Source organism: Streptomyces sp. LS1784, assembly GCF_020103755.1.
In the GTDB taxonomy this organism is placed as follows: Bacteria; Actinomycetota; Actinomycetes; order Streptomycetales; family Streptomycetaceae; genus Kitasatospora.
Genome location: NZ_JAHSQD010000573.1, coordinates 1 through 5,064, shown reverse-complemented (window position 1 = coordinate 5,064; position 5,064 = coordinate 1). Strand labels below are relative to the sequence as shown.

Sequence of the window (5,064 nt, the reverse complement as noted above, 5' to 3'; positions counted from 1 at the left end):
CCGCCGGGCAGCGGGCCGGCCGCCGCTCCGTCCGGGACCGGCTCGCCGAACTCGCCGGGCGGCTGACCTCGCCGCCCGCGATCAGCCGCTGGTAGCCGGGGCCGGCCCCCGGGTTCGCCGGACGGTCGGTTCGCCGGCGGTCGAAAACCCTTTGCGGAGGCGGCGAGCGCCGTCCGAGGATGACGGTTCGTGAACGTCGACGAACCCCCGCATCCCCCCGTGCCCGGTCGCGCCCGGACGCTGCTGCGCTCGCTGACGCCCGACCTGTCCCCCTAACGCGCCTCGCGGGACTTCCGCTACCTGTGGACCTCCGGCTGCGTCACCAGCTTCGGCGGCTTCCTGACCCTCATCGCCGTGCCGATGCAGATCAAGGAGCTCACCGGGTCCTCCTTCGCGGTCGGCCTGATCGGCGCCGTCGAACTCGTGCCGCTGATCGTCTTCGGCCTGTGGGGCGGTGCCCTCGCCGACGCCCTGGACCGCCGGAAGCTGGTGCTGCGGGCGGAGGTCGCGCTCGGCCTACTGGCCGGGCTGCTGCTGCTCAACGCCCTGCTGCCGGACCCGCTGCTCTGGCCGATCTACCTGGTCGCCGCGCTGGTCGCGGCCGCCGACGGCATCCAGCGCCCGGCACTGGACTCGCTCCTCCCCCGGCTCGTCCCGCACCAGCACCTGACCGCCGCGTTCGCCCTCAAGTCGCTGTACCACAACGCCGCTTCGGTGGCCGGCCCGGCGCTGGCCGGCGTCGTGGTGGCCTTCGCCGGGGTGCAGACCGCGTACGCGCTGGACGTCCTCTCCTTCGCCGTCTCGCTGCTGCTGCTCGTCCGGATCAAGGCCGTGCCGCCGCTCACCGGCGCCGAGCGGCCGTCCCTCCGGGCGGTGCTCACCGGCGTCCGCTACGCGTGGAGCCGCAAGGACCTGCTCGGCACCTACGCGATCGACCTCTGCGCCATGCTGTTCGCCTACCCGGTGGCCGTCTTCCCGTTCCTGGCCTCGGAGTTGGGGGCGGACTGGGCACTCGGCCCGATGTACGCGGCCTCGGCCCTGGGCGCCCTGCTGGTCGGCGCGACCAGCGGCTGGACCTCCCGCATCCACCGGCACGGGCGGCTGCTGGTGGTCGCCGCCGTCGGCTGGGGCGCGGCGATGGCGCTCGCCGGACTGACCGAGCACATCTGGCTGGTGCTGCTCGGCCTGGCGCTGGCCGGCGGCGCCGACGAGATCAGCGGGCTCGCCCGCTCGACCATGTGGAACCAGTCCATCCCGGACGAGCTGCGCGGCCGGATGGCCGGCGTCGAACTGCTCAGCTACTCCGTCGGCCCGCAGCTCGGCCAGGTCCGGGCCGGCACCATGGCCGGACTGGTCGGCGTGCGGGCCGCCGTCTGGGCCGGCGGCGCCGCCTGCGTCGTCGCCGTGCTCGCCGTCGCCGCCGCCCTGCCGAAGCTGCTCGCCTACGACGACCGCACCGACCCGCACGCCGCCGCCGTCCGCGCCGAGCACGAACGCTCCGAACGGGAGGCCGCCCCGGCGGCGTGACGGAACCGGGCGGCCCCGGTGTTCCGGTCGCGTCGACCGCGCCGGCCGGGGGCTACTCGCCCTTCTCCTCGGGCTGGTCGCTCCAGCGCGGGTCGTTGCGCCACTCCCGGTTGCGCTCGTCCGCGATCCGCAGCGCCTGGGCGGCCTCGTCGGGGGTGGCGTACGGTCCCAGGCGGTCCTTCGCCGGGCACTCCGGGCCCTCTTCCACCTTGTTGTGCTTGATGCAGTAGAACCACTCGCCGGGCTTGCCGGTCGGCTTGCGGTTGAATCCGAGGGGCATGGCGCTCTCCCGTTCAGAAGGCCAGAAGGATGGGTCGGTACCGATCATTCCCCGCCCCGGGCGGGGCCGCACACCACCCGGGGCGGTGGGGCCCGGCGACTAGACTCGCGGCATGGCTCTCGTACCCGGCATCCAGTCCCCCACCCGCAAGGTCCCGGCGCACATCGCGCGCCCCGAATACGTCGGCAAGCCCGCGCCGACGCCGTACACCGGGCCCGAGGTGCAGACCGCCGAGACGATCGAGAAGATGCGGATCGCGGGCGGGATCGCCGCCCGGGCGATGGAGGAGGCGGCCAAGCTGATCGCCCCCGGCGTCACCACCGACGCGCTGGACGCCGTCGCCCACGAGTACATGTGCGACCACGGCGCCTACCCGTCCGACCTCGGCTACCGGGGCTTCCCCAAGTCCGTCTGCACCTCGATCAACGAGGTGATCTGCCACGGCATCCCGGACTCGACCGTGCTCCAGGACGGCGACATCGTCAACATCGACGCCACCGCGTACATCCACGGGGTGCACGGCGACCTCAACGCCACCTACCTGGTCGGCGACGTGGACGAGGAGTCCCGGCTGCTGGTCGAGCGCACCCGGGAGTCCCTCAACCGGGCGATCAAGGCGGTCAAGCCGGGTCGTCAGATCAACGTCATCGGGCGGGTCATCGAGTCCTACGCCAAGCGCTTCGACTACGGCGTGGTGCGGGACTTCACCGGACACGGCATCAACACGTCGTTCCACTCCGGCCTGATCATCCCGCACTACGACAGCGAGCGGGCCACCGAGGTGATCAAGCCGGGCATGACCTTCACCATCGAGCCGATGCTGACCCTCGGCACGTACGACTACGAGATCTGGGCGGACGGCTGGACGGTCGTCACCAAGGACCGCAAGCGCACCGCCCAGTTCGAGCACACCCTCGTGGTCACGGCGGACGGCGCGGAGATCCTCACCCTGCCGTAACGCCGCGGCGCCGTGCCGCCCGGGCGTCGTCAGCCGATCAGCCACTGCTCCTCGGCGACGGCGCCCACCTCGGTGCAGGCGTCGGTGAGCACGTCCAGGACGCGCAGCGGGTCGGGCAGCGGCTGCTCGGGCCCGCGCAGCCACTGCACCCGGGAGCCGTCCGGCAGCGCGGCCGGCGGCAGCAGGGTGTACGAGCCGCGGCAGTGCCAGCGCAGCCCGGGGTGCTCGGACATGGTGTCCGGGGTGGAGTCGAGCGCGCTCGGCCACCACTCGTCCTCGTCCTGCGGGGTACCGCGGGTGGCGGTGAAGAACAGGTAGCGGTCCTCGCCGACGGCGGCGACCGGTCCGTCGACGCCCAGCGCGGTCAGCCGCTCCAGCGCCAGCCGTCCGGCCTCCGCCGGGACGTCCAGCACGTCGTGCACCCGGCCGGTGGCGGTGATGAAGTTGGCCTGCGGGTCCCGGGCGAGCCAGCGGGAGAGCTGCTCGGGATCGGTGGTGGCCTGGGTCTGCCAGGCGAAGGAGACCGGGTGCTGGGCGGGGGCCGGACAGGCCACCCGGTCACAGGAACACCGGTAGCCGGCCGGGTGGGCGGCGGGCGCGAGCGGGAATCCGGCGCGCACCGCGCCGAGCAGCTGATCGAGTCCGGCCGGGCCGTCCGCGCCCCCCGCCCGCTGACGATCACGCTTCTGCCACCAGGTCGTCCACCTGCTGCCGGCTTCCATCGGGCCCCTTCCGCGCAACTGCCGTGCCTGGTGCGACACAGCGTTCGACGTTCCACTCCGACGCAACGCACGGCGCCCCCGGCTGCTTCCCGGGGTGCTCGGCCCTGACGTCCGCGCCCTGCCGGCCGCTGCCCGGGGTCACCGGACGGCCGACGCCCGGGTCACGGTACGCAGTCACGGCAGCACGCTGTCCGCGCCAAATCGGCCGGAGGGCGCGCGAATTCGCGCCTCGCCCGGCCCGTACGGGGCCCGCTGACCCGGGTGGACCCCGAGGGCGTAACAGGAAGGATAAGGGTGCGGAGGGCCTTCGGATGACCGGGGGCGGTGCCTCTCCGGTCACACTCGCGGTGATGCCCACGGGCGCACCCCGGGCACACTCCCGGCACGCCACCCTCACGAGGCCTCCCGCCCGCCCTCCCGTCCCGGAGCCCCCGGTCGCCCCGGTTCCCCCTCCCGCACGGGCCGGTCCGCGGTCACCCGCGGAGGTGAGACCCTGGAGGGATGAAGAGCGCGGACACCGAATTCGTCGGCGGCCCCCTGGACGGCAGGATCCTCCCCATCCCGCTGGGGCCGATACTCGGCGTGCCCAAGAAGTACAAGGTCCCGGTCCCCGCGCACGGCGAGGCCCCCGCGCGCACACTGGTGTACGTCCGGAGCAAGCAGGTTCGGGGCCTGAGCTGGTTCTGGCGCTACGAGTACGACGAGGCGGCCACCGCCCGCGCCTCCGGCTGACGGGCCGCACGCCTCGTCGTCGCCCTTCGTTCGCCTCCCGGGGAGGTCGGCATGGCGAGGACGGCACGGCACCCGAGGAACCGCTCGCGGGCGGTCGGGCACCACAACCGGCAGGTCGCCGGCGTCACCGGGGTGCTGCTCCTGGTGGTGTGCCTCTACAGCGTGGCCATCGAACCGAACGCCTGGCTCTGGTTCGGCTGGACGGTGCTGCTGCTGGTGTGCGTGGCGCTGTTCGTGGTCCGGCCGTGAGGCCCTCCCCCGGGCCGCCCGGGCAGCAGTACCGCCCGTCCCGTTCCCCCACGGACTCTCTCCCCGGGGCTGTCAGTCATCCTCGGCGAGGATGAGGTACAGCTTCTTCCGGGCCTCGGTCAGCACCGCCAGACCCTTGGTGCGCTGCGCCTCGGTGCCGGTGGCCATGACCTGGCGGATCGCCTGGTCGACGGCGGCGAGTGCCTGGCCGACCTCCTGGACGGCCTCCCAGTCGACCTCCCGGCCGGCCTCCGCCCACGGCTCGGCCGGCCCGGCGTCGGCCTCGGCCCGGCCCGCCTCGGTGAGCGACACCAGCCGCTTGCCGCCGACCTCCTCCGCGGTGATCAGGCCCTCCTCCTCCAGCAGCTGGAGGTTGGGGTAGATCGACCCCGGGCTGGGCCGCCAGGCCCCGCCGGTCCGCTCGGTGATCTCGGCGATCATCTCGTAGCCGTGCATCGGCCGCTCCTTGAGCAACGCCAGCAGCGAGGCCCGGACGTCACCGCGCCGGGCCCGCCCGCCGCGCCGCGCGTGCGGACCACCGCGCCGGCCACCGTGCCCACCGAAGCCGTGGCCGTACGGGCCGCCCATCGGCCGGC

Annotated in this window: 7 protein-coding genes; 4 read left to right on the top strand and 3 right to left on the bottom strand. The window is 73.9% G+C overall.

From position 1 onward, the window contains the following. The first annotated feature begins 300 nt into the window (after positions 1–300). Positions 301–1,527 (top strand): MFS transporter, encoded by a 1,227-nt coding sequence (locus KS423_RS37995; protein ID WP_308020294.1) that lies wholly within the window; start codon positions 301–303, stop codon positions 1,525–1,527. Between the two features lie 52 nt (positions 1,528–1,579). Here KS423_RS37995 and KS423_RS37990 read toward each other — a convergent pair whose 3' ends face one another. After that, positions 1,580–1,807 carry a hypothetical protein gene (locus tag KS423_RS37990; RefSeq protein WP_224284299.1) on the bottom strand — a complete coding sequence of 76 codons (228 nt, stop codon included), beginning with the start codon at positions 1,805–1,807 and terminating at the stop codon, positions 1,580–1,582. 112 nt (positions 1,808–1,919) lie between these two features. On the opposite strand from KS423_RS37990, the gene map reads away from it, so the two are divergent. Beyond that, a complete protein-coding gene (map, locus tag KS423_RS37985; protein ID WP_224284298.1) occupies positions 1,920–2,765 on the top strand; it encodes a type I methionyl aminopeptidase in 846 nt (281 codons plus the stop codon). Between the two features lie 29 nt (positions 2,766–2,794). Here the strand turns inward: map and KS423_RS37980 are convergent, their stop codons facing one another. Next, the gene (locus tag KS423_RS37980) at positions 2,795–3,487 is read right to left on the bottom strand and encodes a bifunctional DNA primase/polymerase (protein WP_224284297.1); all 693 of its coding nucleotides are present in this window, start codon (positions 3,485–3,487) and stop codon (positions 2,795–2,797) included. A gap of 501 nt (positions 3,488–3,988) precedes the next feature. Between KS423_RS37980 and KS423_RS37975 the strand changes: the two genes are divergently transcribed. Further along, complete coding sequence (locus KS423_RS37975) at positions 3,989–4,219, top strand: hypothetical protein (RefSeq protein ID WP_224284296.1); 231 nt, start codon at positions 3,989–3,991, stop codon at positions 4,217–4,219. A gap of 51 nt (positions 4,220–4,270) precedes the next feature. Next, on the top strand, positions 4,271–4,468 hold the full coding sequence (locus tag KS423_RS37970; protein ID WP_224284295.1) for a hypothetical protein: 198 nt from the start codon (positions 4,271–4,273) through the stop codon (positions 4,466–4,468). 72 nt (positions 4,469–4,540) lie between these two features. Here KS423_RS37970 and KS423_RS37965 read toward each other — a convergent pair. Continuing rightward, positions 4,541–5,064, bottom strand: a 524-nt coding sequence (locus KS423_RS37965; protein ID WP_224284294.1) for a PadR family transcriptional regulator, incomplete at its 5' end; no start/stop codon positions are given.

Coding starts and splice junctions, on each gene's coding strand:
- KS423_RS37990 (WP_224284299.1), bottom strand. CDS start 1,807: ATGCCCCTCGGATTCAACCGCAAGCCGACCGGCAAGCCCGGCGAGTGG.
- map (WP_224284298.1), top strand. CDS start 1,920: ATGGCTCTCGTACCCGGCATCCAGTCCCCCACCCGCAAGGTCCCGGCG.
- KS423_RS37980 (WP_224284297.1), bottom strand. CDS start 3,487: ATGGAAGCCGGCAGCAGGTGGACGACCTGGTGGCAGAAGCGTGATCGT.
- KS423_RS37975 (WP_224284296.1), top strand. CDS start 3,989: ATGAAGAGCGCGGACACCGAATTCGTCGGCGGCCCCCTGGACGGCAGG.
- KS423_RS37970 (WP_224284295.1), top strand. CDS start 4,271: ATGGCGAGGACGGCACGGCACCCGAGGAACCGCTCGCGGGCGGTCGGG.